Below are 24,624 nucleotides of genomic sequence, written 5' to 3' on the forward strand. Positions count from 1 at the left end.
ACGTACGCAACCACGGGCCCGCCGGCGTGCCCGGCAAGCCTTTGCCAAAAAAAGATAAGTCGGTCTTTCATCGTTCAGCCGCCCTCGCCGGGGCGGCTGAATTGCATTCTGGCGGCGCCGTAGGCTGATTTCAGGCCGACTTTTTTTTGCGGGGTTGATGCAACGACTCAGGCCTTTCGCCGGTCATGCGTCGAAATTGAATACTAGGATAACTACGTATAATTTTTACATTGTCCATCGGACATAGCTCCGTCCGCAGTCACCCAACTGTCCACACCTCCCCCAACCTTTTTTCACCTTCTATGCATCCACCTCTACCATTTGCGCAGCTGCTCCCCGAGTGGCGGCGCCTCACCGCGCATTGTCGCACGGCGGGCCGGGCGGCCTTGCTGCTGGCGGCCCTGTGGCTGACGGGCTTCGCGGCCCGGGCCCAGGCTCCGGCCAACGACAACCCCTGCGGCGCCGTGCAGCTGTCGTTGAACGGCAACCTGTGCACCGCGCCCACCGTGGGCACCAACGTCGGGGCCACCACCACTACCGTCAACGGGACGGTGGCCAACACCTGCGGAGCGTTCAACAACACCGCGCCCAAGGACGTGTGGTACCGCTTCACCACCGACGCCACGGGCGCGGGCAGTGCCGGGGCCACCATCACCGTGACGGGCAACCCGGCCGGTTTGATTCGCCTGTTCTCGGCGCCTTCGTGCACGGGCACCTTCACCCAGATCAGCTGCTCGGCCTCGAACGCGGCCAACACCGCCGCCCCGCGCCTGGTAACCGGGGCGCTGCAGCCCAGCACCACCTACTACATCCAGGTGGCCGGCTACACGTCCACCGACCAGCAGGGCCAGTTCACCATCTGCCTCACCGACCCGCCGGTGTGCGGGGCCCCGGCCGTGCTGGGCGTCACCTTCCCCTCGGCCACCTCGGCCTCGGTAACCTTCACGCCCGGTCCCGGCAACACCACCTTCACGGCCGTGCTGCAGGGCGGCCCCGGCGGGCAGCAGACGGTCAACAACGTCAACTCGCCGGTGCTGTTTTCGAACCTGACGCCGGGCACCACCTACTTCGTGAGCATCCGCACCGAGTGCAACGGCGGCACGCTGCAGTCGCCCTTCTTCAGCTTCACCGTGCCGCTGCTGAACGATGACCCCTGCGGCGCCGTGTCGCTGCCGATTTCGACGGCCTGCTCGCCCACTACCGGCACCACCTTCGGGGCCAGCACCACCGTGCCCAACGGCTACACCAACCCTGGCTGCGGCACCGACCCCAGCCCGCTGGACGTGTGGTACCAGTTTACGACCTCGGCCACCGGCGGGGCCAGCACCAGCGCCACCATCACCGTGACGGGCAACGCCGCCGGGCAGGTGCGCCTGTTCTCGGGCGCTTCGTGCTCGGGGGCGCTGACGCAGATTAGCTGCTCGCAGAGCCCCAACGGCCCGGCCGGGCCGCTCAGCTCCACCTCGCTCACGCCCAACACCACCTACTACGTTCAGGTAGCCGGCTACTCCGACGCCAGCATCCGCGGCCAGTTTACCATCTGCGTGACGGGCGCCTCGGCCTGCCCCGACCCCACCAACATTGCCATTACCCCGCTGTCGGGCACCTCGGCCAGCCTCTCGTTTACGCCCGGCGGCAACGCCACCAGCTACAACGTCACCTACACCCCGCAGCCCGGCGGCCAGGTTACCACCGTCACGCCGGCACCCACCAACTCGCCGGTGACGCTGACGGGCCTCACGCCCGGCACCAGCTACACCGTAACGCTACAGGCGGTGTGCCCCGCCGGCCTGGGCTCCATCCTGACGCGCACCTACACGGCTACCTCCGGGGCGCCCTCCAACGATGAGTGCAACAACGCCACGCCGATTACCAGCATCGGCATCGGCACTTGCGGCACGCCCGTTACGGCCACTATTACCGGCTCTACGCTTTCGACGGGCGTACTCGCGCAGAGCTGCGCCGGCACCGTAGCCCGCGACGTGTGGTTCTCGGTGGTGGTACCCTCCAACGGCATTCTGCAGCTGGAAACCGGGCTGGCTCCCACCGGCAACATCAACGACACGGGCATGGAGCTGTACTCGGGCAGCTGCGGCAACCTCACGCTGATTGAGTGCGACGACGACGACTCGCCCAACGGCAACTTCTCGCTGATTCGCCGCACCGGCCTCACGCCCGGCGCTACGCTGTACGTGCGCGTGTGGCGCTTCGGCACGGCCCCGAACGGCGAGTTTACCGTGTGCGCCCAGACCGACCTGCCCTGCCCGAACGTGACCAACCTGGCCGTCGGCAGCATCGGCAGCACCACCGCTTCGCTCACGTTTACGGCTCCAGCTGGCGCCACCAGCTACACCGTGACTTACACCCCGGTGGGCGGCACGGTGGGCATTGTGCTGCCGGCCCCGACGGCTTCGCCCGTCAACCTCACCGGCCTCACGCCCAACACCAATTACACCGTCACCATCCAGTCGAACTGCGCGGCTGGTCCCGGCCTGCCGCTGGCCCTCACGTTTACGACCCTGCCGCCCGGCCCGGCCAACGACGACTGCGCGGGCGCCACGGCCCTGACGGTGGGCACCAGCTGCGCCAACACCACGGTGAGCGTGGTGGGCGCTACGGTTTCCCCGGCCTCGGTGCCGGCCCCGGGCTGCTTCACCGGTGCCGTGAATGACGTGTGGTACACCCTGACGGTGCCCGCCAACGGCATCGTGCAGGTGAATACCAGCGCCGCCTCGGGCAGCGGCGTGACGGATACCGGCTTGGCCCTGTATTCGGGCAGCTGCGGCGCGCTGACGGCCATCGGCTGCAACGACAACGCGGGCGCCAACAACTTCTCGCAGGTGCGCGCCACCGGCCTCACCCCGGGCGCCACGGTGTACGTGCGGGCCTGGCAGGTGGGCGGCACGCCCGGCACCTTCAGCATCTGCGCCACCACCGACCCGCCCTGCCCGGCGCCGAGCAACCTGGCCATTTCGGCCGTGTCGACGACCTCGGCCACCTTCAGCTTTACGCCGCCGGCCAGCGGCACCAGCTACACGGTGACGTACACGGCAGCCGGCGGCCAGCCCGTAACGGTAACGCCCACGCCCACCGCCTCGCCGGTGCAGCTGACCGGCCTCACGCCCGGCACTGCCTACACGGTGAGCATCATTAGCAACTGCGGCAGCAGCCAGACCTCGACGGCGGCTACCATCAGCTTTACCACCACCAGCTGCATTCCGCCCGTCAACCTGACGGTGAGCGGCATCACCACCACGGCGGCCACGGTGGCCTTCGGAATTGGCAACGGCGCCAGCTACACCTTCACCTACACCGCGCAGGGCGGCTCGCCGGTGACGGTGACGCCCAACCCGACCGGCTCGCCGGTGCAGCTCAGCGGCCTCACGCCCGGCACCCAATACACGGTGAGCATCGTGTCGAACTGCGGGCCGGGGCAGACGTCCATTCCGGCGACGACCACCTTTACCACGCAAGCCCTGTCCTGTAACCCCGTGACGAGCCTGGCGGCCGCTTCGGTGACGACGACTTCGGCCAGCATCACCTTCACCCCGGCCAGCACCAGCACCAGCTACACGGTGACGTACACGGCTGCCGGGGGCCAGCCCGTGACGGTAACGCCCACGCCCACCGCCTCGCCGGTGCAGCTGACGGGCCTGACGCCCGGCACCACCTACACAGTGAACGTGATTAGCAGTTGCGGCGCCGGACAGACCTCGACCACGGCCACGACTACCTTCACCACCACGGCCCTGCCCACCTGTAACCCGGTGACGGCCCTCACGGCCACGGCCATAACCACGACCTCGGCCAACCTGACCTTTACGCCGGCCGCGGCGGGCACCAGCTACACGGTGACGTACACGGCCGCCGGCGGCCAGCCCCAGACGGTGACGCCCGCGCCGACGTCGTCGCCGGTGACGCTGACGAGCCTGACGCCGGGTACGACTTACACCGTATCGGTGGTGAGCAACTGCGGCGCGGGCCAGACCTCGACGGCCGCCACCACTACCTTCACCACGCAGGCGGCCCCGACCTGTCCGCCCGTTACCAACGTGGCTGTGGGCAGCCTCACCAGCACCGGCGCCAGCGTGAGCTTCGTGCCGGGCGCGGGCAACACCACCTACGCGGTGACCTACACGGCCCAGGGCGGCCAGCCCGTCACGGTGACGCCGGCGCCCCTCACGTCGCCGGTGACGCTGACCGGCCTCACGCCCAGCACTCAGTACACGGTGTGCGTGACGGGCAGCTGCGGCCTGCAAACCACCGCGCCGGTATGCGTGACGTTTACCACCCCGGCCCCGCCGACGGTGTGCGCCCCGGTAACCGGCCTGACCGTCGGCTCGGTAACCAGCACCACGGCGACGCTGAGCTTCACGCCCAGCACCACGGCCACCAACTACACGGTGACGTACACGGCCGCCGGGGGCCAGGCCCAAACGGTAACGCCCAACCCGACCACTTCGCCCTACGTGCTGGCCAACCTGCAGCCAAACACCGCCTACACGGTGAGCGTGGTGAGCAACTGCGCCGGCGGCACTACCTCGACGGCCAGCACGGCCACCTTTACCACGCTGGTGACGGCCACCCGCGACGCGGCCCTGGCCGCCCGCGTGGGCCTGTACCCCAACCCCACGCAGCGCACGTTCTGGCTGGAAGTACCCGCCGAACTGGCCCGCAAGGCCATGACGGTGACCCTGCACAACACCCTGGGCCAGCAAGTGCAGGTGCGCAGCCTGCCCGCCGCCGGAGCCGCGGTGAAAGCCTCGTTCGACGTGTCGGCCCTGCCCCGCGGCGTGTACCTGCTGCACCTGACCACCAACGAGGGTAGCCTGGTGAAGCGCTTGGTGGTAGAATAACCCCCGGCCGTACCGCTGCTCTCTAACTGAAAAAGCCCCAACGCCGCTGCGTTGGGGCTTTTTTGTTGCCAGTACCGAGCCTTTTGGACTCCAGCCCTGGGCTGACCCCGCCGCGGCCCGGGCGGGGTCAGAAAAGTGCCGGCTGCCACTGCCGTAACCAGCGCAGCACCGCCTGGTCGCTGGGTCGGTTGGCCAAGGCCTTGTGGTGGAGAAGGTCGGTGGGCGGCAGCAGGGGCAGGCCCTGGTGCCAGCGGCAGTGGGCCTGGAAGACGGGCCAGCTCCAGAAGTCGTTTTCGTAGGCGCAGTCGAGTACGGCCCCGGACTGGTGGGCCCGGAAGTAGTACTTACCCGGCAGGTCGGCGGCCGGCAGGGGTAGCGGCAAGGGCTGCTGCCAGAGGGTCAGCTGCCAGCCCCCGCCATCCAGCAGTTGCGCCGCGCGGTTCAGCACCTCGGTGTCCGGCGGCAGCTGCAGGTCGCAGTCGGCCACCAGACGACGCGGCAGGGCGGGGCACTGCAGGCGCAGGGCAAAGGTGCCCAGCCCCACGAAGGGAATACCGACGGCCACTAGCTGGCGCAGGGTGGCGAGGTAAAGCTGCTCGTGGGCGCGCGTCATGGCTGGGTGGCCGCGGGCTGGGGCTGGGCCCGACTGAGCACCCGGCTGTCGGGGTCCCAGTCGCCGGCCAGCGTGCCATCGGAGTGCAGGATGAGCTTCTGCAGCACGTTGGTGGCGTTGGCGGCCTGCAGGGCCGGGTAGCTGGAGGTTTCGAAGATGACCTCCAGCTGCTGGTAGCGGTAATGCTCGTTGTAGTAATAGTAGCCGAACGTGCTGCCCGCGTACTTCCAGCCGGGCCGCGGGGCGTCGAGCGTGGGCGCCACGGCACCCAGCAGCGGCTCGATGGGCACGCGCTGCTGCTCAATCCAGTCGGTAAACACGTTGGGCAGGTAGCTGCCTTCCAGCCGGCTCAGCTCCCGAAACACCACCTGCCGCACGCCCAGCCCGGCGGCCCAAGCGAGGTAGCGCTCCACGTCGGGCAGGGTGGCAATGCCCAGCCGCGTCAGGATGCAGGAGTTTTTCACCGCCAGGTGCCCGTGCAGCCAGCCGACGGTGTGGGCGTACACGGCGTTGTGGCGGATGGGCTGGTTGCGGTTGAAGCGCATAATCTGTTGGTTTACGCCCTCGTCGTCGTGGCAGCGCGAGAGTTCCAGCCGCGTCAGGCCGAAGTCCTGCAGGGCCAGGGCAAGGTCAGGGCTGGTGGCCAGGCCGCTGCCGTTGGTGTACAGCACTTTCTCGTCGAATACCACGCCCTCGGCTTCCAGGGCAGTGAGCGTGGCCAGCAGCTCGCGCAGCCAGCGGGGCTCGGCCGTGGCCTCCAGGCCCGACAAGCTCAGGCCCAGCGGCCAGTGCCGAAAGGGCCGCAGCACCTCGCGCAGGCGGGCGAAGTAGGCCGGGTAGTCGTCGATGAGGCGCCGGGCCGTGAGCTGGTGGCCGTCGTAGCGCTGCAGCTCCTCGGAGCAGAAGGCGCAGTGGGCCGTGCAGCGCACCGCGTTGGCAAACGGCGTGAACGTGAGGCCCGGCCGCAACCGCCAGTGCTGGCCAAACGCCGCCAGCTCCGTGGGCGGCGCCGGCTCGTACAGCCGCCAGGCCTGCTCCCGGAACCGGGCCAGCTCGGCCGCCGTGGCCGCCACGCGAAACTGATTGCGGGAAGGAAGCGTCATGCGAAAAAAATCGGGTGGCACCAGCTGCCCCGCGCGCACACGGCCGGGCAGCTCAGCGGTAGTTTACGCAGCCGGGGCCCGCACCGCCATATACCGCGCACCGGCCGCCACCTTTGGCTGCCGCAAGCCGCCGTCAGGGCAGCACCGGCGCGGCAACGGCTTCCGGCGCGGGCAGGGTGATGATGAATTCGGTGTAGGCGCCGGGCTCGGTTTGCACGGTGAGCGTACCGCCCAGGCCCTGCACGATGTCGCGGCTGAGGGCCAGGCCCAGCCCCAGGCCTTCGTCGGCGGGCTTGGTGCTGAAAAACCGCTCGAACACGTGCGCCTGGGCCGATTCGGGAATGCCCAGACCGTTGTCGCGCACCCGAATCTGCACCTGCTCGGGGCTGGTGCGCTCGGTGGTCAGCGTTACCTGGGGCACATAGTCAGGCTGCTCGTCGGTATCGGGGCTGAGGCGGCGGCGCTCCTGCACGGCGTAAAAGGCGTTGGCAAACAGGCTGATGAGCACCCGCCCGAGGTCGTGACGGACGACTTCTACGGTACCCATGGCGGCATCGAGGCGCGGGAGCAGGGCGGCGTGGAAGTGGCGGTGCTTGGCGCGCACGTCGTGGTAGGTCAGGCGCAGGTAGTCCTCGGCCAGGGCGTTGAGGTCGGTGACCTGCCGGGCGCCGGGCTGGGTGCCGCTGTACTCCAGCATTCCGCGCACGATGGAGCCGGCCCGCTGGCTGTGCTGCCCGATTTTGGTCTGGTAGCGGGCCAGGTTGAGCAGCATCTCGTCGAGCATTTCCAAATCGGTAGGCGCAAACTCGCCCTTGAGCACCTCGGCGCGCAGCTCCTGGCACAGCTGCTCGCTCACCCCGGCCAAGTTGCGAATGGCCTGGGCCGGCTGCTGAATCTCGTGGGCCACGCCGGCCATCAGCTCGCCCAGAGAGGCCATTTTCTCGCGCAGCACCAGCTGGTGCTGGGCCGTGCGCAGCTCCTGCAGCATGTGGGCCAGCCGGTCGCGCTGGGTGGTCAGCTCCTGCCGGTGCTGGTTGACCTCCCCGTTGAGGCGCTGCAGCTCGGCGTTGGCGCGGCGCTGCCGGCGGTTGAAGTAGCTCAGCACCAACGCCGCCAGCGCCCCCAGCCCCGACCACAGCAGGTAGCTGCGCAGGCGGGCGCGGTACTCGGTGCGCTCCTGCTCCAGCTCCTGCAGGCGCTGCTGCTCCCCGAACCCGATGGCGTCGAGCTGCTTGATGCGCTGGGGGTTGTAGAGGCTATCCTGGGCGGTTTGCTGAATGAGCAGGTATTTCAGGGTGCTATCGGGCTGGCCCAACCGGCGAAACGCATCGGTCAGCAGGTCGCTGGTACGCACCACGCCCACTACGTAGGGCAGCGTCTGGCCCACCACCAGGGCGCGGCGGGCGTAGTACACGCTCGAATCGGCGCGGCCCTGCCGGTGGTAAAGCTCGGCCAGGTACTGAAAGGCCCGGCAGGCGCTGCGCCGGTCGTTTTCGGGGAAGGCGGCCTGGGCGCTGCGGTGGTAGTAGGCTATGGCCTCGGCGGTGCGCCCCTGGGCGGCGGCCAGCAGGCCCGTTTCGCGTAGCAGGTAGGGCAAGGGGTTGCCCCAGGGGCTGCGGGCGATGTTGCCGGAGCGGGTGGTCAACTCGTAGGCCCGGCGCAGGAAAAATTCGGCCGAATCGAGCTGGCGGCGGCCCACGTAGGTCGAGCCCAGGTTGGTCAGCACGCTCACCAGCTGCGAGTCGTCATCGATGCGCGCCTGCTCGTAGAGGGCCTTGGCGCGGTAGTAGTAGGCCAGGGCCGGGCGGTAGTCGTCGAGGGCCTGGTAGAGCAGGCCGGTCTGATTGAGCGTGCGGGCCGTGCCCTCCGCGTCGTGGCCCGCCTGGTGCAGGCGCAGGGCCTGCAAATCGGTGCGCAGGGCCTGGGGCAGGTTGCCGCGCTCGGCCTGCAGCAGCCCCAGGCGCGAGAGGCAGCGTCCTTCGCCCTTGGCGTAGCCGATGCGGCGGGCCAAATCCAGTCCGCGCCGGGCGTAGTGCTGCACCGAGTCGAAGTCGGAATAGCGGTAAGTGGCGCTCAGGTCGGCCAGCAGCAGCACCCGGCTGGTATCGGCCGTGGCGCGGGCCAGGGCCTGGCGCAGGGCCGGCGTCTGCGGGCTTTGGGCCCCGCAGAACGTACTTATTCCGCCCCAGAGCAGGGCACCGGCAACCAGCCCGCGGCTATACTTCATGCGTGGAAATTAGGCAATAGCAAGCACTCTATAACGCAGTTTTAATATTGGTCGCGCCAGAGTGCCCGCGGGCAGCAGCAAACCACCCGGCCCCCGCCTGCGTTGTGCAGTGTTTCCTCGCTGCTGCTCATGCACCTATTCGTCTATACCGCCCTCGATGCGCCCGCCCGGGCCCGCCTGCAAGCCGGCCTGCCGCCCGACGTTACGCCCGTTTTCCGTACCGATTTGCCCGACGAGGCCGCCCAGCGCGCTGCCTTCGGGCAGGCGGCCCTGCTGCTGGGCAACCCGCCGCCCGCCTGGCTGGCCGAGGGCCCGCCGCCCGGCCTGCAGTTCTGGCAAATCGACTCGGCCGGTTTCGAGCGGTACGGGCAGCTGCAGCTTGAGGTGCCGGTGGCCAACGTCGGCGACTTTTTCGCCTGGCCCTGCGCCGAAACCATCGTAGGTGGCATCCTGGCCCACTACCGCCACCTCGACGAGCTGGCCGTGCTCCAGAGCCGGCGCGAGTGGGTGGGCGCCCCCATTCGCCGGCAGCTGCGGCTGCTGCGCGGGCAGCACGTCATCGTGCTTGGCGCCGGGGCCATCGGGCAGGCCGTTCGCGCGCAGCTCGGCGGTTTTCAGTGCCAGGTGCAGCTGCTGGCCCGCACCGATCCGCAGGCCCAGCTGCACTCCAAAGAAGAGCTGCGGGCCGCCCTGCCCACCACCGATTTGGTGGTGAACTGCCTGCCCGGCAGCGCCGAGGGCTTTTTCTCCGCCGCGCTGATTCGGGCCATGCGCCCCGGCAGCGTGTACGCCAGCGTGGGCCGCGGCAACACCACCGACGAGCCAGCCCTGATTGAGGCCCTGCAGTCCGGCCACCTCGGCGGCGCCGTGCTCGACGTAACCGCCCAGGAGCCCCTGCCCGCCGACCACCCGCTCTGGCTTCTGCCCAACGTACTGCTCACCCAGCACACCGCCGGCGGCCAGCCCCACGAGGACGAGGGCAAGGTGGATATCTTCCTCGCCAACCTGCAGCGCCTGCGCCGCGGGGAACTGCCCGAGAACCTGGTGGAGCTGCGGCGGGGGTATTAATTTGCGCACCTCCTCTTCTCCCTCATCATGGCTACTCTGCGTCAGGATATTCACCAACAGGCCGCGTGGCTCGTGCGTGCTTTTCAGGCCGATGGGCGCCAGCTTGATTTTTCCTTGGGCAGCTTTCAGCAGCTCGATGACTTCTTCGATGAGCACTCCGCGCCCGCTCAGGCCAAGCCCGGCGGCCGCTTAGCCACTAACCTGGGCCAGGTGCTGTTTGCCATCGGTGCGTACGTCGGCGAAACCATCATTCGCAGTATCCCCGGCGCCGACTGGCAACTGGACAAAACCGACCCACAGGGCGAAATCAACGCGGAAGTGCATCTGCCGGGCGGCTCGGTTATCTGGCCGATGCAACGCGTACTGAAGCGTTTTCAGCACGGCGCGGAAGATGGGCTGCTGATTTATGGTCGGGCCCTGGAGCCGCCAGCTACGACTGCGTCGCCAAACAGTGCCTCGACGGCTACGTCTTCGGCACCGGTTAGCCGCCCCGCAGCCAAGCCCTGGTATAAATTCTGGTAGGAGTCGTCGTTATCGAGCCTTTACGCAGCTACTCCGCCAGCACCAACCGCGGCCGCAGTTGCTCGGCCGCGCTCAGCCCAATGCCGAACTGCTGCCGTAGCAGCCGGCGGTATTCGTCCTCGTCGGCCACGCGGTGAGTGGTGGCCACGCCCTGCCGGATGACTTTGAATTCCTCGTTGGTCAGCAGACGCCGCTCGGCCCGGGTGGGCAGGGCCACGATGCGGTTCTGGTTGAACACGGACTCGGCGCAGTGCGCGTGGTAGAAGTTCAGAATGCTGATATCCACCGGGTAGCAGGGCGACTCATCGAACCAGTACAGCGACTTCCATCCTTCCCCGGTTTGCATCAGCAGCTCCCAGCCGCCCGTGGCGGCCTCATCGAGCCGGTACACCTCGCCGCCCGCCGCCTGCGGCACCCCGGGCACGAAGGGCACCGGCTCGATGAGGCCGTAACCGCCGAAGCCCACGTCGGCCAGCCAGCGGCGGCCGTCCAGCTCGGCCAGCACGGCCAGGTGCCCGCGCGGCCGCGGCACCTTCGCCCCGAACGTGACGCGCCCCAGCACCAGCTTGGTGCGAAAGCCCAGCTCCGTCAGCGCGGCCGCCAGCAGCGCGTTCTGCTCGAAGCAGTAGCCCCCGCGCCGCCGCCGCACCAGCTTGTCGAAAATGACGTCGAGGTCGTTGCTGATGGGCCGGCCCAGGTGAATGTCCAGGTTTTCGAACGGGATGCTGCCCGCGTGCGCGGCGTGCACGGCCCGCAGCGCAGCCTCACTTGCGCCGCTCGGCGGGGCCGGCAGGCCAATACGCTCCAGGTATTCGGTCAGAATTATCATCGGAGGAAAATACGCAGTTTCGGCGGCCTGCCAAACCGGTTTATCCAGTCCTTTGCGGGTTTCTGCCCTGTCCAGCCGCTCCGCCAAACCAAGCCAATTGCTGCGCCCGGAAGCTCGTCAGTGCGTCGGAGCTGGGCTTGTGACTTTGTTTTTTCCTATTACCTTGCTCGCGTCACATTTTTCACCAACCCCCAACCAAAACCCTATGAAAACGCTGAAAACCCTCTCCTTTATGGCGCTGCTGGCGCTGGCTTCGGCCTGCGGCAAGCACGAAAACGCCCCGGCCCCCAAGCTGGAAGCCGCCTCAACCAGCGACGTGAAAAGCGGCCCGGGCTACGAGTGTCTGGACGTGTACGACCCCGTTTGCGGCAGCGACGGCAAGACGTACAGCAACGCCTGCTACGCCCGGCGGGCCGGCGTGACGACCTACACCCGCGGCGCCTGCGACGGCAGCGGCGGCCCCATCTAGTTCCCGCTCTGCCCCTCCTATTGCAACCAAAAAACGCCCGGCCTTGCGGCCGGGCGTCTTACTTTTCGGGAGCCGCCGAAGCTTACGCCTCCTTGCTGGTGGCCTGCGTCAGCAGGTCGACCATGGCTTCCGAGATGCCCGTGGTGCTGAAGCCGCCGTCGTGCATCAGGTTCTGCATGGTCACGTAGCGCGTCAGGTCTGAGAACAGGCTCACGCAGTAGTCGGCGCAGGCTTCGGCCGGGGCGTTGCCCAGGGGCGAAAGGCGGTCGGCGTACTCGTAGAAGGCGTCGAAGCCGCTGATGCCGGTGCCGGCCGTGGTCTTGGTCGGCGACTGGCTGACGGTATTCACGCGCACTTTCTTCAGCTGGCCCAGGCGCTGGCCGTAGCTGCGGGCAATGCTTTCGAGCACGGCCTTGGCCTGCGACATGTCGGTGTAATCGAGGAAGGCGCGCTGGGCGGCAATGTACGAGAGGCCCACCACCGAGCCCCACTCGGCCAGCGCGTCCTGCTTCTCGGCTACGTGCAGCATCTTGTGGAACGACAGGGCCGAAATGTCCAGGGTTTTCTGGAACCAGTCGTAGTTCAGCTCGCCGTAGTGCTTGCCCTTGCGGATGTTCGGGCTCATGCCAATCGAGTGCAGCACGAAGTCAATCTTGCCACCGAGCTGCTCCACCGCGCCGCTGAACACCTTCTCCAGATCCTCCACTACCGTGGCGTCGGCCGGAATGATGGGCGCCGAGCACTCTTCGGCCAGCTTGTTGATTTCGCCCATGCGCATGGCCAGCGGGGCGTTGCTGAGCACGAAGGTGGCTCCTTCCTGGTGGCAGCGCTGGGCCACTTTCCAGGCAATGGATTGCTCGTTGAGGGCGCCGAAGATGATGCCGCGCTTGCCGGCGAGTAGGTTGTTGGCCATAAAAGCAGTGTTAGTCGAAGTCCGGGAAAAGGAACGGGCAAAAATAGGGGTTCGGGCTAGATTGTCGCGCCGCGCCAATTGTCATGTCGAGCGCAGCGAGACATCTGGGTTAGCTTCGTCCAACGACTTGCACCCAGATGTCTCGCTGCGCTCGACATGACAGCCTCAGAAGCCCCCAACTTCCTGATTCAACTCCCGCCATTCCGGGTTCTGCGCCGCAATCAGGGCCTCTTTCTTGGCCCGGCTCCAACCCTTTAACTCTTTTTCCCGCGCAATTGCCTGGTGTACATCGGCAAATAACTCCCAATACATCAGCAGATGACACCAGTAACGGCCCGCGAAAGTGTGCGGCCTCCCGGCATTGTTTAAATGCTCATCCAGCCGGCGCACCAAATCATTCGTCACGCCGATGTATAGCACCGTTTTCTTAGGATTCGTCACGATGTAAACGTAGTAGTTGTGGTATTTCATAGCTCATAATCCAACGGCAATTGTCATGTCGAGCGCAGCGAGACATCTCGGTCAACGTCGTCCAACGTCTTCACCCAGATGTCTCGCTGCGCTCGACATGACAGAAGTTTTCAACGTCTGCTCACTCTTACGCCGCCACCAAATCACTTTCCCCGCGCAGGGCCAGCAGCTCCCGGGCGCTCTGCACGGCGTTTTCGCTGACGCGGGCCCCCGAAATCATCTGGGCAATTTCGCGGATGCGCTCCTCTTCCGACAGGCGGCGGATGCGGCTCACGGTGCGGTCGGGGCGGTCCTCCTTGTACACGAAAAAGTGGGCGTCGCCGGCGGCGGCCATCTGCGGCAGGTGCGAGATGGTGACGAGCTGGTGCTTCTTGGCCATCTGCTGCATCATGCGGCCCACTTTCACCGCAATTTCGCCGCTGATGCCGGTATCGATTTCGTCGAAAACTATCGTGGGCAGGGCGGTTTTGTCGGCCAGCAGGTATTTTACGCACAGCATCAGGCGCGAGAATTCACCGCCCGAGGCGGCCTTGCTCAGCGTCTGCGGGTTGGCGCCGCGGTTGGCCGTAAACAGCAGGCTGATAACGTCGGTGCCGGAGACGGTGGGCTGCCCGGTGCTGTGCTGCACCAACAGGCGGGCGTTGGGCATGCCCAGGTCGCCCAGCAGCTCGGCCAGTTCCTTTTCGAACTGCGGAAAGGCCCGGCGGCGCTGCTCCGACAGGTGGGCGGCGCGCTTGTTCACCGTGTTCAGGGCGCCCTCGGCATCGCGGCGCAGGCGGCTGATTTCCTTGTCGAGGTTGAGCACCGAGCCTACTCGGCGCTGGAGCTCGTCGCGCACTGCCAGCAGGGCGGGCAGGTCACGGGCCTGGTGCTTGCGCAGCAGGTTGTAGAGCAGGGTCAGGCGCTGCTGCAGCTCCTGCTGGCGCAGCGGGTCGGCCTCGGTGCACTGCTCGGCCTGCTCGGCTTCGTCGGCCACGTCGCGCAGCTCAATCAGGCAGCTGTCGACGCGCTCCTTAAGCTGCCGGGCCGCCTCGGAGTAGCCCGCCACCTGCCCCAGCATGATGCTGGCTTCCTTCAGCGAGGAAGTGGCGCAGTACTCGCCTTCGGACAGGCTCTGCAGGGCGTAGCGCAGCTTGAGGCGGATTTCCTCGGCGTGCTCCAGCTCCTTCAGCTCCTGCTCCAGGCCTTCCTGGTCCTCGCCGTCGAGGCGGGCCTCGTCCAGCTCACCCAGCAGAAAGCTGTGGTAGTCCAGCTCCTTGTTGGCCTGGGCCACCTGGTCTTCCAGGCTCCGCAGGTCGGCCGCCAGCTTGCGGTACTGACGGAAGGCGGCGGCGTACTGGGTGCGCGTGGGCACCAGCCCGGCGTACAGGTCGATGAGGTTGAGCTGAAACACCGCGTCCCCGAGCAGCAACGTATCGTGCTGGGAGTGGATGTCCATCAGGTTTGCCCCGATTTTGCGCAGCGTCTCCACCGTCACCGGCGTGTCGTTGACGAAGGCGCGGGACTTGCCGGTGGGCGCAATTTCGCGGCGCAGGATGCACTGCGCGTCGTAGTCGATGTCCTCGGCCTCGAAGATGTCCTGCAGCTGGTAGCCCGAAATGTCGAACTGCCCCTCAATCACGCACTTCTTGGCCGTGTCGAAGAGCAGCTTGGAATCGGCCCGGTTGCCCAGCAGCAGCCCGATGGCGCCCAGCATAATGGACTTGCCGGCGCCGGTTTCGCCCGTGATGATGTTGAGCCGGCCCGAGGGCCGCAGCTCCAGGGACTCAATCAGGGCGTAGTTTTGAATACGAAGGTCAACCAGCATAAAAAGCCTTGGTTGCGTGAGACTTATACAAAGCCTAATACACACACAACCAGGGGTGGCGCGGATTGGGCTGTCTGCAAACCTACTAAATCATTTAGCAGACCTGCAAGCCCGCAACCAACGTCTTTAGCTGTTTGCTAAGCAAATCCCCCTTCCCGCTTCGCCCGAGCGGATAAATTATTTTGGCGGCTCGGCCCGGGTAGCCGGCCGCCCGCAGGCGTAGCGGCCGGGCTGGCCCGCCTTTGGTGCCGGCCGCCCAAAAATAGCAGTGCCACGGCCTTGAGCCGTGGCACCACTCGTCCGTTCATCCATCAAATCCGAGGCTTAGCGGCTCTGCAGAATTGCCTGGTATTTGGCCGAGTTGGTCGGGTCGACTTCCTGCAGCAGGGCTACCACGCCCTGCTTCTGCTCGGCGGAGGAGCTGCCGCGGTATAGGTTGGCAATTTCGTCGGCTTTGGCTTCGAAGAAGGCCTTGATAAGCGTGGAGCCGGGGCGGCGCTGGGCGGCCTGCTGCACGCCCTGCAGGGCCGTGTAGATGCCGGTGCGCGCATCATCGGGCTTCTGAATGAAGATGTCGAGGCCCTGGCGGTAGTAGGCGTAGGTGGCCGAGCGCAGGGCTTCCAGCTGCGGGTCCTGCAGGCCCGCCAGCAGCCAGTAGCGGCTGCGCTGGTCGCGCTTGCCGCTTTCCTTCCAGCCCTCGTCGCCGTCCTGATTCTGGGCGGCGTTCTGCATGATGTTGCGGGCCCGGTCGAAGATGCGCGAACCGCCCAGCGGGGCGAAGCTGTCCTGGTCCATGCCGATGATGGTGAGGGCGTAGAAGCTCAGCAGGGACGAGAGGTTGTTGACGTAGCTGTTCTCGGAGAAGTCGAGCGGCTGGCCGGGCAGGTAGGTGAACTTCCAGGTTTCGGCATAGTTCATCAGCGTGGTTTCGTAGCTGGTGCCGTACACCGGGCGTTTGCTGAAAATACGGGCCGTGGCCTGGTATTGCCCGTTCTGCGGAATGGCCGTGATGCCGATGAAGATGGTGCACCGGATGCGCTCCTCCGCCTTATACACATCGTTGGTCCACTGGCGGTTATTGAGAAACTGCTGGATTTCGTTTCTCATCTGCGTCAGCAGCTGCTGGTCTGTGATGGTCACGTTCAGGGCCTTCACGTCCACTTCGGCCAACAGTTCCTGGGCGGCGGCGCGGCGGCCGGACAGTAGCAGCACGGCCAGCAGCAGGCCAAGACAGTAGGTGGAGTATTTACGCAACATGGGGCTGGAGGCGGGCAAGAATGGCAGAAACGATGTCGCGGGCCACGTCGGCTTTGGGCTTCAACTCAAAGGTAGTCACGCCGGAGGCTTCCACGAGGGTAATCTTGTTGGTGTCGTGGCGGAAGCCGGCCCCGGCGTCGCGCAGGGAATTCAGCACCACCAGGTCGAAGCCCTTGCGCTGCAGCTTGCGCTGGGCGTTCGGCAGTTCGTCCTGGGTTTCCAACGCAAAACCCACGGAAAATTGTTCAGCCCGCTTGGTTTGGCCCAGCGTGGCGGCAATGTCCACGTTCTTCACCAGCTCAATGGTCAGCGTCTCGTCGGTACCGTCGTCGCGCTTCTTGATTTTCTCCGCGGCCACGGTGCGCGGGCGGTAATCGGCCACGGCGGCGGCAAACACCCACACGTCGGCCGCCGGGGCTACGGCGGCGGCGGCCTCATACATCTGCTGGGCCGTTTGCACCGGCACCACCGTCACCAGCGGGTGCGTGATGGTCTGCGCGGTCGGGCCGCTCACCAGCGTCACCTGCCAGCCCTGCTGGGCAAACTCGGCCGCCAGGGCGTAGCCCATTTTGCCGGTGGAGTGGTTGCCGATGAAGCGTACCGGGTCGATGGGCTCGTAGGTGGGGCCGGCAGTGAGCAGGACGTGCATTCTTTCGGAAAGGAAGAAGGAGGAATGAGGAGGGACGACCCAAGAACGTCATGTCGAGCGAAACCGAGACATCTCGCGTGCTGAGGCCCGATAGTAACTTAATCGTCCAACGAAGGAATTACTACCCGAGCGAGATGTCTCGGCTTCGCTCGACATGACGTTCAACGGGGCGGCAGTGGCTTATCGGCAAAAAACTGCTCCAATACCCCCACGATGTCCTCGGGCTCCAGCATGCGGCCGGGGCCGGTGAGGCCGCTGGCCAGCTCGCCGGCGGGCGAGTCGAGCACCCGCACGCCGTCGTGGCGCAGCTGCTGCAGGTTGCGCTGGGTGGCCGGGTGCTGGTACATGTCGAGGTCCATGGCCGGGGCTACCAGCGTGGGGCAGCGGGCCGAGAGGTACACGGCCGTGAGCAGGTTCGGGCACAGCCCCTGGGCCAGGGCGGCGAGGGTGTTGGCGCTGGCCGGGGCAATCAGCAGGGCATCGGCCCAGAGGCCCAGGTCGACGTGGTTGTGCCACACGCCGCCGGCTTCGTCCTTGATGAAGCCCTGCAGCACGGGCCGCTTGGCGAGGGTGGCCAGGGTCAGGGGAGTCACAAAAGCCGAAGCCGAGGGCGTCAGGATAACCTGCACCTCGGCTTCGGCTTTGATGAGCAGCCGCACCAGGGCGGCCGATTTGTAGGCGGCAATGCTGCCGCTTACCCCCAGCACAATGCGGCGAGTGGCCAGCATGGTCGGCGGGCTAACGAGTTGACTACTCGGCTTTCTCGGCCGTGGGCTCCTCCGCCTCGGGCGTGCGGAAGGTCACTTTGCCTTCCAAGAACTCCTCAATGGCCAGGTTGGTGGGCTTGGGCAGCCGCTCGTAGTGCTTGCTGATTTCGATTTGCTCACGGTTTTCAAACACCTCTTCGAGGTTGTCGACCGTGGTGGCGAATTCCGACAGCTTGCCGTTCAGCTCTTCCTTGAGCTTCACCGAAATCTGGTTGGCGCGCTTCGAAATGATGGCAATCGACTCGTACACGTTGCCGGTGTCCTTCACGAAATCCGACAGGTTGCGCGTAACGATGGAAGCAGGAACGTTGCTCGGTACTTTCATGGGCGGTTGAATTGTCAAATGGCTGAATGGCTAAATTGTTGAATTGTCGGGTGCTAAGTCAGAACGACCAGCCATTTAACCATTCAGCAATTTAGCCATTTAAAAGATTTAATTGGCGGGCGGCGTGCCCACGGCGGGCGTGCCTACGGCCGGGGCGGCCGGGTGGTCTTTCAGGTAGCGCTGGGCCGCATCGTAGTACTGCTCGGCGTCGCGCAGGTTTTTGCTCTGCGGGAAGGCGTCGATAAACGACTGGTAGTTGGCCACGGTGGCTTCGTACCGCTCGCGCTGCTTTTCCTCCACGCTTTCCTTGGCCAGCTCGTGCTGGGCGGCCACTTTCAGGTAGGCCGCCTGCTCGCCGTACACCGACGCGGGGTACTGCTGCTGGAAGGTGGTCAGGGCCACCACGGCCGACTGGTAGTAGCGCAGGGAGTAGTAGAGCTTGGCGCCTTCGAAGGCTTTCACCTCCATCTTCTTCTGCAGCTCGTTCGACATGTTCTCGGCCTCCTGGCGGAACTTGCTTTCGGGGCGGCGGTTCAGAAAATCCTGGATGGCGGCCACGGCCTGCACGGTGTTGGTCTGGTCCAGCTCAAACTCCGGGGAGTCGCGGAACAGCGACTTGGCGTGCATAAACTCGGCTTCCTCGGCGAAGGGCGACGTGGGGTACACGGCCGCAAACTGGTCGAAGTAGTAAGCGGCCAGGGTGTAGTTGCGCTGGCTGAAGTTGGTGTGGGCGAAGTAGAATTCGGCCTTTTCCGCCTCGGGGCGGCCTTTCAGCAGCGGAATCAGCGGCTCCAGGAGAGTGCCGGCCTTGTAGTAGTCGTGCTTGTTCTCGTAGTAGTCGAGGGCCGCGGTGTAGCGCTTGTTCACGTCGGTGCTCTTCAGCAGCTTCTGGAAAGGACTGCAGGCCCCGAGCAGCGAAAGGCTCAGAAGCAAGGCAGCGACGCGGAGACGGTTTACGGGCATAAGGGGGGCAAAGGTAAGAATTTGGCGCGGGCGGCGCAAAGCCGCTCACCGTCAGGAGGCCGGGGCAACGGGAAAGGTTGCGCTGCTAACACCACCGCTTGCGGTTTAGTGCGTCGATTTCAGCCGGGCGGCCGCCGACCAACGGCAAATTTACCGCCCGCATTGCGTTCGGTTCCAACTATTCGGGGTGCCTCCGGCCGCTGGGCTTCTTCCCCAGCTTATTCGCCGGCACCGGTAAGGGCTTACGGTCAGCCCATTCGCCGGGCTACCCCAAATTTCAGCCGCCGTGGCCGCCGACAATCAACCCCCAGTTTATTACGTTTGGCCTTGTCCCGGCCAGCCCTGCCCGCTTCCGCTATCTTCTGCCCGCTTTATTTCTGATGCTTGCCCGCCCCGATTTCTTCGCCGCCCGTTGCCTGCGGCTACTGCTCGTGCTCATGCTGCTAATCGGTATCCGCAACAGCTGGGCCCAATCTGATAGCCGCACCGCCGTGATGGTGGTCGGCTTCGACCACCTGAGCCAGCTCTACAACAAGCAGCCGCAATCCGACGTGCTCGGCGCCAAAAAGCAGGCCGAGCTGGCCAAGCTGCGCCAGCAGCTGCGGCGCTTCCGGCCCGAGGCCATTATGGTGGAGGTGACGCCCGCCGAGCAGGGCCGGCTCGACAGTCTGTACGCCCTCTACCGGGCTAATCGGCTGGATTTGGCCGCGCTGCCCGGCGGGCGCAGCGAAACCTACCAGGTAGGCTTTGCGCTGGCCCGGGAACTGGGCCTGCCCGGCGTGCAGGCCGTGGATTATTACGCCTCCACCTCGCAGACCATCTTGCAGTCGGGCACTAACTACGACGCCTTCACCCGCGACCTGCGCCTGCTGCAAACCACCGCCCGGCCGCTGAAAGCCCTGGTGCAGCGCGACAGCCTGTCGGTGTACGACTACATTGCCCTGGCCAACCAGCCGGTCATGATCAGCCTAGCCCACCGGGCCATCTTCAATACCCCGGCTATGGTTACCAGCGGCACCTTCTCGCCAGCGGCCACCAATACCGTGAACCTCGGCCCGGTGGATACCGCTTACGCCGGGGCGCACTACATCAGCTTGTTCTACAACCGCAACCTGAAAATCTACTCCAACATCCTGCGCGCCCAGCGGCAACGCCCGGCCAAACGCGTGCTCGTCATGTTCGGCCTGACCCACGTCGGCGTGCTGCAGGAGCTGCTGGCGGCCAACCCAGCCTATCAGGTGGTGCCGGCCGCTACGTACCTCAACACCAAGGAGAAGAAACGCCTCAAGGCTATTCTGTAAGGTCCCCTGCAATGCCGCGGCCCGGCTAGGGCTACTTCGGGGCGCCGGCCACCGGTTTGGCGGCGGGCTTGGTCGGGGCCGGCTTTTTCGGCGCGGCTTTCTTGGGCGCGGGCTTGGTGGTTTTGGCCTTGGTAGCCTTGGTTTTCACCGGTTTCTTCTTCGGCTTGGCCTTGACGGGCGGGGCGAAATGCTTGCCGAGCACCTGCCGCTTGGTGGGCTTCTGTTCGATCAGCCACTGAAAGCCCTTGAGCTTTTCCTCCTCGGGCTTCAGCTCGTGGGGCGGGATGAAGCTGGCGTCGGGCTCGGTAAGGAAGCTGATGGTTTGCAGCTTGTTGTCGGCGAAGCGCAGCACCATGTTGGCCGACACGGCCTTGTTCAGACCGGTAGTAGCGGTGTCGTTTTCGAGGGCGTAGTAGAGGCTTTCGGCGTTGCCGAGTACGTTCACCTTGCGCAGCTTGCTGTCGACGAAGTAGCCCACCATGTTACGCCCTTTTACCTGGTTGAAGTTCAGCAAGGTGTCCTGGCCCACGATAAACGAGTTGGCGTACAGGCGCATCTGGTCAATCTTCTGCCGCCGCAGCCGGATTTCCATCGAATCGGCGGTCAGCTGGTTTTTCTCGTTCCAGAGCACCGGCTTGGTGTTCAGGTAGATGACCGAGTCGCGGCGGTTGTAGGTGAGCGAGTCGCAGCGGCCCTGCAGGTCGCCGCGCCAGATCTTCACCTTGCGGTAGGCGTACACGATGCCCGGGTCGGCTTCCGACTTACTCTCCACGTTTACCAGCGTATCGGCGGCCAGGTACATGGTGTCGCGGTCCGAGATGTTGCGCATCACCGGCGAGCCGTACACCTTGGCCCGCCCGGTGCCGCGCCAGTAGCGCCCCACGTCGCCGCGGATGACCACGTTGTCCTTCTTGGCCGTCATCGACACGTTGCCGGTGGCCACGCCGTACTGCCGCGTCTCGTCGTACACCAGCTTGTCGCCGCCGAGCAGGTAGTTGGGCGTCTCGATCTTGGCGTTGCGCTGGAAGTCCGACACCCGCGTCTTGGTGTTGTACACACCCTTCTCGGCGTAGATGTTGCCCTGCTTGCCCACGATGCGCGTGGGCCCGAAGAAGTAGGCCACCTTCGACTGCGTGTTGTACTGCAGCGTGTCGTTGGTGATGGTATAGTCCTTAGTTACCAGCTTCACGTTGGTGCGGAAGCTGAACACCTGCGTCTCCGTGTTGTAGTAGCCGCGCTGCGAGTCCAGCGTGTTTTCGGGGTCGGTGAGGTGGCCGCCGCTGCTGTAGAAGGCGGTTTTGCGGTTCAGGTCGTAGTCCAGCGCCTGCGTGGTCAGGGTCATGCGCGGGTCGCGCATCACCACGTTGCCGGTCATGCGGGCCGTGCGGGCGTCGCCGTCGTAGAAGCCCCGGTCGCCGGTGATGGTGATGGTGTCGTTCTGCACCACGCGCACGTTGCTGAAAGCCTCGATGGCGTTGCGGTCGACGTACTGGTAAGCCGAGTCGCAGTACAGAAAAGCGTCGCCCTGGCGGAAGCTCACGTTGCCCAGCAGCTTACGAATCTGCTGGCCGTTGAAGGAGCCACCCACCAGCACGCCGGCGCCAGGCAGCAGCTCGATGCGCGAGCCTTTAGCGGGCGGGTTCTGGCCGGGGCGCTGGCCGCGGGCGGGCGGCGTGGGCCGGCCCGTGGGGCGCTGGGCCTGCGCCAGGGGCGCGGCCAGCAGCAGCAAACAAAAGAAAACGAGGAAACGAAGGCGCATGCGGGGCAAAAGTACGGAACCCGCCGCCCTAACGCATACGCCCGCCGTTTGGTGCGCTACCGCCGGCCACCGGCACCGCAGCCGGACCGGGTGCGGGCTGCCCGAGCAGGCGCCGCATCAGCCGCACGTTATCCACTTCGATGGCGTCGGGGCGGCAGCCGAGCAGGCGCTGCACCGACTTGCGCGAACGGCCGCCGAATACCACTACCTGCAGCCCGCGGGCGTGCACCTGGGCCACCCGCTCGGGCGTGGTCAGGCGCTTCGGCAACACCACGGCCTCTACCCCACTGCGCTGGGCCAGCACCAGCCGCTCGTCGAACTGATCGGTAATTTCCAGGCCCAGGACGGCACCAGGCAGCTCCTGGCGCAGCCGGGCCAGTGAAGGCACGTGCTCGGTTAGCACTAACACGCGCTGGGGGGGCACCCGGTGGCGGCGCAGCACCTGGCCCAGGGCGCGCACCAGGGCCGGCGAGCGGACGTAGGGCGTGTGCACGGGCTGGGCCTCGTCGTTTTCGTGCAAATCCAGGTGCAGCACGGGGAAGGTCGGGCGCTGGCTCAGCTCGGTCAGCAGCTCGTCGAGGGTGGCTATCCGCTCGTGCTGAAACCAGTCGTAGGGCCAGCCGCCGGTATAGGCCATTTGGCGCAGCTCGGCGGCGGTATACTGGCTGATGTAGCCCCGGGCGGCCGTGCGGTGGGCCAGGTCCACGTCGTGAAACAGCATGGGCACGCTGTCCCGGCTCAGCTGCACGTCCACTTCGATGCCTTCGGCACCGCGGGCCAGCGCCTTGCGCACCGCCGCCAGGCTACTGGGCGGCAGGGGATTGAAGGGCGCTATCGGGGTAAAGAAGCCCGAGCCGGCGTGGCCAATAACCTGGGGCCGGGCGTTGGATGGCGCGGGCGGCCCGTCGGGCGGCGTCAGCAGCCCCAGGCCCCACATGATACTTCCGAGTAGACTTTTGAGCATGGCCCCGCAACGCTTGAAACCCCGTGAAACTGCCGTAGCTGCAGGCACAACCACCAGCGGGGTGTACTGGTTATCGGCGGCGCGGGTTTTGGGCGCCGCAGTGGGGTTGGCGCCGGTTTAACGAGCAAAGCGAGTGTAACCGGTGCCTACCATAAAGCAGGTTTCCAACCTGCGTGGGGCGTCCGGGCAGGTTGGCCGGACCAACGGAACAACGCTACACGCAGGCTGAAAGCCTGCCTTATAACAGGCACCGGTTACGCCGTCTTCGACGGCTAAACCGGCGCCAGCCACCTGCATCCGTTTCATTCAGGCGTGCATCCGTCCCCATCTGTGGTCTACCTTTGCCCCTTCGCAGCCCGCTGATTCCTATGCTTCCCGACCTCGTCCGCCGCTTTATCCTCGATAACCAGCTCTTCGACCCTGCCACCGACCGGGTGCTCGTCGCCGTCAGCGGCGGGCTCGATTCGGTAGTCTTGCTCGACGTGCTGCACCGGCTGGGCGTGCCGGTAGCCGTGGCGCACTGCCATTTTGGGCTGCGCGCCGAGGAAGCCGACGCCGACGAGGAGTTCGTGCGCAAGCTGGCCAAGAAGTACAACGCCCCCTACTTCGCCGAGTTTTTCGACACCAAGGGCTTTGCCCAGCAGGAAGGGCTGTCGACGCAGATGGCCGCCCGGGTGCTGCGCTACCAGTGGTTTGAGCAGCTGCTGCGCACCCAGGGCCTCGACTACGTGGCCACCGCCCACCACCAGCGCGACGCGGCCGAAACCATGCTGCTCAACCTCACCCACGGCACCGGCCTCTCGGGGCTGCACGGCATTCCGGCGCGGCTGGGCCGGGTGGTGCGCCCCCTGCTCGGCGCGGCCAAGGACGATTTGTTCGACTACGTGGTCGAGCAGCACCTCGTCTGGCGCGAAGACTCCAGCAACGACAGCACCCTCTACCAGCGCAACCGCCTGCGCCACGACGTGCTGCCGGTGCTGCGCGAGCTGAACCCCGCCCTCGACCAGACCCTGCAAAGCACCGCCGAGCGGGTGCGCGGCGCCGAGCTGCTGGTGCAGCACCTGGTGGATCAGACCGCCCAGCAGGCCCGCCGCGACGAGGCCGGGGCCACGTATATCAACATCGGTGTGCTGCAGGCCACTCCGGCTACGGCCGTGATGCTGCACGAGCTGCTGCGGCCCTTCCACTTCGCCTGGCCCGTCACCAAGGAAATCGTGGAGTCGTTCCGGGCCGTGTCGGGCAAGCAGTTCGACTCGCCCACCCACCGGCTGGTGAAGGACCGCGACCAGCTGGTCATCACGCCCAAAAACCTGGGCGGCTTCGGCACCTACCAGTGGCCCGAGGGGCAGGCCGAGCTGGTGGTCGATTCGCTGCGGCTCACGGCCCGGGAGCACGCCGCCGAGGGCTACCCGGTGCCCAAAGCCAAGGACGTAGCGGCCCTCGACCTCGACAAGCTCAAGTTCCCCCTGACGCTGCGGCGCTGGCGCGAGGGCGACTGGTTTATGCCCATCGGCCTGAAGGGCAAGAAGAAAATCAGCGACTTCCTCATCGACCAGAAAGTACCCCTGAACCTCAAGGACCAGGTGCTGCTGCTCACCTCGGCCGACGGTAAGGTGGTGTGGGTGGTGGGCATGCGCCCCGACGACCGGTTTAAGGTGACCGAGGAAACCCAGCGGGTGCTGGAGCTGCGCCGGCAGAAATAGCCCGCCTGGTGAGGCCACGGCTCCGAAAGGTCGTGTTGCCAGCAGCTTTATGCCGCGC

20 protein-coding genes are annotated in these 24,624 nt (G+C 66.0%); 6 read left to right on the forward strand and 14 right to left on the reverse strand.

Annotated elements, in window-relative coordinates:
• The first annotated feature begins 302 nt into the window (after positions 1-302).
• A complete protein-coding gene (locus tag EJV47_RS27440) occupies positions 303-4,856 on the forward strand; it encodes a fibronectin type III domain-containing protein (protein WP_126696419.1) in 4,554 nt (1,517 codons plus the stop codon).
• Between the two features lie 127 nt (positions 4,857-4,983).
• Here EJV47_RS27440 and EJV47_RS27445 read toward each other — a convergent pair whose 3' ends face one another.
• The 3 genes from EJV47_RS27445 to EJV47_RS27455 all read right to left on the reverse strand — a co-directional run bounded on the left by EJV47_RS27445 (position 4,984) and on the right by EJV47_RS27455 (position 8,799).
• On the reverse strand, positions 4,984-5,469 hold the full coding sequence (locus EJV47_RS27445; protein ID WP_126696420.1) for a hypothetical protein: 486 nt from the start codon (positions 5,467-5,469) through the stop codon (positions 4,984-4,986).
• Entirely contained in the window at positions 5,466-6,572 is a 1,107-nt protein-coding gene (locus tag EJV47_RS27450; protein ID WP_126696421.1) for a radical SAM family protein, read from the reverse strand. Before EJV47_RS27450 ends, EJV47_RS27445 begins: the two co-directional genes overlap by 4 nt.
• A 133-nt stretch (positions 6,573-6,705) precedes the next feature.
• Positions 6,706-8,799: an ATP-binding protein gene (locus EJV47_RS27455; RefSeq protein ID WP_126696422.1), complete on the reverse strand. Its 2,094-nt coding sequence runs from the start codon at positions 8,797-8,799 to the stop codon at positions 6,706-6,708.
• 129 nt (positions 8,800-8,928) lie between these two features.
• Here EJV47_RS27455 and EJV47_RS27460 point away from each other — a divergent pair, with 129 nt between their 5' ends.
• Positions 8,929-9,867, forward strand: coding sequence for a D-2-hydroxyacid dehydrogenase (locus EJV47_RS27460; protein WP_126696423.1), 939 nt, complete (start codon positions 8,929-8,931; stop codon positions 9,865-9,867).
• Between the two features lie 27 nt (positions 9,868-9,894).
• On the forward strand, positions 9,895-10,389 hold the full coding sequence (locus tag EJV47_RS27465; protein ID WP_126696424.1) for a hypothetical protein: 495 nt from the start codon (positions 9,895-9,897) through the stop codon (positions 10,387-10,389).
• A gap of 28 nt (positions 10,390-10,417) precedes the next feature.
• On the opposite strand, the gene EJV47_RS27470 is transcribed toward EJV47_RS27465, so the two are convergent.
• A complete protein-coding gene (locus tag EJV47_RS27470; protein ID WP_126696425.1) occupies positions 10,418-11,218 on the reverse strand; it encodes an arylamine N-acetyltransferase family protein in 801 nt (266 codons plus the stop codon).
• A 205-nt stretch (positions 11,219-11,423) separates the two neighbouring features.
• Between EJV47_RS27470 and EJV47_RS27475 the strand changes: the two genes are divergently transcribed.
• On the forward strand, positions 11,424-11,687 hold the full coding sequence (locus EJV47_RS27475) for a Kazal-type serine protease inhibitor family protein (protein ID WP_243651336.1): 264 nt from the start codon (positions 11,424-11,426) through the stop codon (positions 11,685-11,687).
• An 82-nt stretch (positions 11,688-11,769) separates the two neighbouring features.
• On the opposite strand, the gene EJV47_RS27480 is transcribed toward EJV47_RS27475, so the two are convergent.
• The 8 genes from EJV47_RS27480 to EJV47_RS27515 all read right to left on the reverse strand — a co-directional run bounded on the left by EJV47_RS27480 (position 11,770) and on the right by EJV47_RS27515 (position 18,839).
• Positions 11,770-12,600, reverse strand: coding sequence for an enoyl-ACP reductase FabI (locus EJV47_RS27480; protein ID WP_126696426.1), 831 nt, complete (start codon positions 12,598-12,600; stop codon positions 11,770-11,772).
• 165 nt (positions 12,601-12,765) lie between these two features.
• The gene (locus tag EJV47_RS27485) at positions 12,766-13,071 is read right to left on the reverse strand and encodes a GIY-YIG nuclease family protein (RefSeq protein WP_126696427.1); all 306 of its coding nucleotides are present in this window, start codon (positions 13,069-13,071) and stop codon (positions 12,766-12,768) included.
• Positions 13,072-13,198: 127 nt separating this feature from the next.
• On the reverse strand, positions 13,199-14,878 hold the full coding sequence (gene recN / locus EJV47_RS27490; RefSeq protein ID WP_126696428.1) for a DNA repair protein RecN: 1,680 nt from the start codon (positions 14,876-14,878) through the stop codon (positions 13,199-13,201).
• A 324-nt stretch (positions 14,879-15,202) separates the two neighbouring features.
• Positions 15,203-16,135 (reverse strand): type IX secretion system protein PorD, encoded by a 933-nt coding sequence (porD, locus tag EJV47_RS27495; RefSeq protein WP_126696429.1) that lies wholly within the window; start codon positions 16,133-16,135, stop codon positions 15,203-15,205.
• The gene (locus EJV47_RS27500) at positions 16,125-16,784 is read right to left on the reverse strand and encodes a phosphopantothenoylcysteine decarboxylase domain-containing protein (RefSeq protein ID WP_126696430.1); all 660 of its coding nucleotides are present in this window, start codon (positions 16,782-16,784) and stop codon (positions 16,125-16,127) included. The genes porD and EJV47_RS27500 overlap by 11 nt, the downstream gene beginning before the upstream one ends.
• 161 nt (positions 16,785-16,945) lie before the next feature.
• Positions 16,946-17,512: a flavoprotein gene (locus tag EJV47_RS27505; protein ID WP_126696431.1), complete on the reverse strand. Its 567-nt coding sequence runs from the start codon at positions 17,510-17,512 to the stop codon at positions 16,946-16,948.
• Between the two features lie 22 nt (positions 17,513-17,534).
• Entirely contained in the window at positions 17,535-17,876 is a 342-nt protein-coding gene (locus EJV47_RS27510; protein WP_126696432.1) for a DNA-directed RNA polymerase subunit omega, read from the reverse strand.
• A gap of 108 nt (positions 17,877-17,984) precedes the next feature.
• The gene (locus EJV47_RS27515) at positions 17,985-18,839 is read right to left on the reverse strand and encodes an outer membrane protein assembly factor BamD (protein ID WP_126696433.1); all 855 of its coding nucleotides are present in this window, start codon (positions 18,837-18,839) and stop codon (positions 17,985-17,987) included.
• 380 nt (positions 18,840-19,219) lie between these two features.
• Here EJV47_RS27515 and EJV47_RS27520 point away from each other — a divergent pair, with 380 nt between their 5' ends.
• Positions 19,220-20,140 carry a DUF5694 domain-containing protein gene (locus EJV47_RS27520; RefSeq protein WP_243651337.1) on the forward strand — a complete coding sequence of 307 codons (921 nt, stop codon included), beginning with the start codon at positions 19,220-19,222 and terminating at the stop codon, positions 20,138-20,140.
• Between the two features lie 31 nt (positions 20,141-20,171).
• Here EJV47_RS27520 and EJV47_RS27525 read toward each other — a convergent pair whose 3' ends face one another.
• Both EJV47_RS27525 and EJV47_RS27530 read right to left on the reverse strand, forming a co-directional pair.
• Positions 20,172-21,899 carry an OstA-like protein gene (locus EJV47_RS27525; protein WP_126696434.1) on the reverse strand — a complete coding sequence of 576 codons (1,728 nt, stop codon included), beginning with the start codon at positions 21,897-21,899 and terminating at the stop codon, positions 20,172-20,174.
• 28 nt (positions 21,900-21,927) lie between these two features.
• A complete protein-coding gene (locus EJV47_RS27530; protein WP_126696435.1) occupies positions 21,928-22,863 on the reverse strand; it encodes a glycerophosphodiester phosphodiesterase in 936 nt (311 codons plus the stop codon).
• 368 nt (positions 22,864-23,231) lie between these two features.
• Here EJV47_RS27530 and tilS point away from each other — a divergent pair, with 368 nt between their 5' ends.
• Positions 23,232-24,566 carry a tRNA lysidine(34) synthetase TilS gene (tilS, locus tag EJV47_RS27535; RefSeq protein ID WP_126696436.1) on the forward strand — a complete coding sequence of 445 codons (1,335 nt, stop codon included), beginning with the start codon at positions 23,232-23,234 and terminating at the stop codon, positions 24,564-24,566.
• The last annotated feature ends 58 nt before the right edge of the window (positions 24,567-24,624 follow it).

Origin of the sequence: Hymenobacter gummosus, from assembly GCF_003970915.1 — a bacterium.
In the GTDB taxonomy this organism is placed as follows: domain Bacteria; phylum Bacteroidota; class Bacteroidia; order Cytophagales; family Hymenobacteraceae; genus Solirubrum; species Solirubrum gummosum.

Coding starts and splice junctions, on each gene's coding strand:
- EJV47_RS27530 (WP_126696435.1), bottom strand. CDS start 22,863: ATGCTCAAAAGTCTACTCGGAAGTATCATGTGGGGCCTGGGGCTGCTG.
- EJV47_RS27475 (WP_243651336.1), top strand. CDS start 11,424: ATGAAAACGCTGAAAACCCTCTCCTTTATGGCGCTGCTGGCGCTGGCT.
- EJV47_RS27505 (WP_126696431.1), bottom strand. CDS start 17,512: ATGCTGGCCACTCGCCGCATTGTGCTGGGGGTAAGCGGCAGCATTGCC.
- EJV47_RS27525 (WP_126696434.1), bottom strand. CDS start 21,899: ATGCGCCTTCGTTTCCTCGTTTTCTTTTGTTTGCTGCTGCTGGCCGCG.
- EJV47_RS27455 (WP_126696422.1), bottom strand. CDS start 8,799: ATGAAGTATAGCCGCGGGCTGGTTGCCGGTGCCCTGCTCTGGGGCGGA.
- recN (WP_126696428.1), bottom strand. CDS start 14,878: ATGCTGGTTGACCTTCGTATTCAAAACTACGCCCTGATTGAGTCCCTG.
- EJV47_RS27480 (WP_126696426.1), bottom strand. CDS start 12,600: ATGGCCAACAACCTACTCGCCGGCAAGCGCGGCATCATCTTCGGCGCC.
- EJV47_RS27485 (WP_126696427.1), bottom strand. CDS start 13,071: ATGAAATACCACAACTACTACGTTTACATCGTGACGAATCCTAAGAAA.
- EJV47_RS27450 (WP_126696421.1), bottom strand. CDS start 6,572: ATGACGCTTCCTTCCCGCAATCAGTTTCGCGTGGCGGCCACGGCGGCC.
- porD (WP_126696429.1), bottom strand. CDS start 16,135: ATGTTGCGTAAATACTCCACCTACTGTCTTGGCCTGCTGCTGGCCGTG.
- EJV47_RS27440 (WP_126696419.1), top strand. CDS start 303: ATGCATCCACCTCTACCATTTGCGCAGCTGCTCCCCGAGTGGCGGCGC.
- EJV47_RS27510 (WP_126696432.1), bottom strand. CDS start 17,876: ATGAAAGTACCGAGCAACGTTCCTGCTTCCATCGTTACGCGCAACCTG.
- EJV47_RS27500 (WP_126696430.1), bottom strand. CDS start 16,784: ATGCACGTCCTGCTCACTGCCGGCCCCACCTACGAGCCCATCGACCCG.
- EJV47_RS27515 (WP_126696433.1), bottom strand. CDS start 18,839: ATGCCCGTAAACCGTCTCCGCGTCGCTGCCTTGCTTCTGAGCCTTTCG.
- EJV47_RS27465 (WP_126696424.1), top strand. CDS start 9,895: ATGGCTACTCTGCGTCAGGATATTCACCAACAGGCCGCGTGGCTCGTG.
- EJV47_RS27460 (WP_126696423.1), top strand. CDS start 8,929: ATGCACCTATTCGTCTATACCGCCCTCGATGCGCCCGCCCGGGCCCGC.
- EJV47_RS27445 (WP_126696420.1), bottom strand. CDS start 5,469: ATGACGCGCGCCCACGAGCAGCTTTACCTCGCCACCCTGCGCCAGCTA.
- tilS (WP_126696436.1), top strand. CDS start 23,232: ATGCTTCCCGACCTCGTCCGCCGCTTTATCCTCGATAACCAGCTCTTC.
- EJV47_RS27470 (WP_126696425.1), bottom strand. CDS start 11,218: ATGATAATTCTGACCGAATACCTGGAGCGTATTGGCCTGCCGGCCCCG.
- EJV47_RS27520 (WP_243651337.1), top strand. CDS start 19,220: ATGCTTGCCCGCCCCGATTTCTTCGCCGCCCGTTGCCTGCGGCTACTG.